Annotated in this window: 1 protein-coding gene; it reads left to right on the plus strand. The window is 71.6% G+C overall.

Features of this window, described 5'->3' with window-relative positions; all coding sequences use genetic code 11:
• A partial coding sequence (locus tag VTU_RS26155) for a SulP family inorganic anion transporter (protein ID WP_010102317.1) occupies positions 1-450 on the plus strand: 450 nt, incomplete at both ends.

Here is a 450-nt window from a genome sequence, read left to right on the forward strand (position 1 = left end):
CCTCACGGCGGCGGCCTTCGGCCTGGGCAGCCTGGCCTGGCTGCTGCTCGCGCGGCGCTGGCGGCCGCATTTTCCGGCCGCCATCGTGGTCGTGGTGGCGACCGGTGCCGCGAGCTGGGCCCTGGGTTATGCCGACGCAGGCGGCGCCGTGGTCGGCGCCCTGCCCTCGGGCCTGCCCGCGCCTTACTGGCCGGGCGCCCTGTCCTGGTCCGGTTTCACGGACCTAGTGCTGCCGGTGCTGGTGGTCACGCTGGTGAGCTTTCTCGAAACCGCTTCCAGCGCCAAGGTGGAGAGCCAGCGCAGCAGCAAGCGCTGGGACGAAAACCAGGACCTGATCGGGCAGGGGCTGGCCAAGATCAGCAGCGGCCTGTGCGGCAGCTTTGCCACCAGCGCCTCGTTCTCGCGCTCGGCGATCAACCTCTACGCGGGCGCCAAGAGCGGTTGGGCCGC

The sequence above is a fragment of the Verminephrobacter aporrectodeae subsp. tuberculatae At4 genome (assembly GCF_000193225.1).
Classification (GTDB): domain Bacteria; phylum Pseudomonadota; class Gammaproteobacteria; order Burkholderiales; family Burkholderiaceae_C; genus Acidovorax; species Acidovorax aporrectodeae.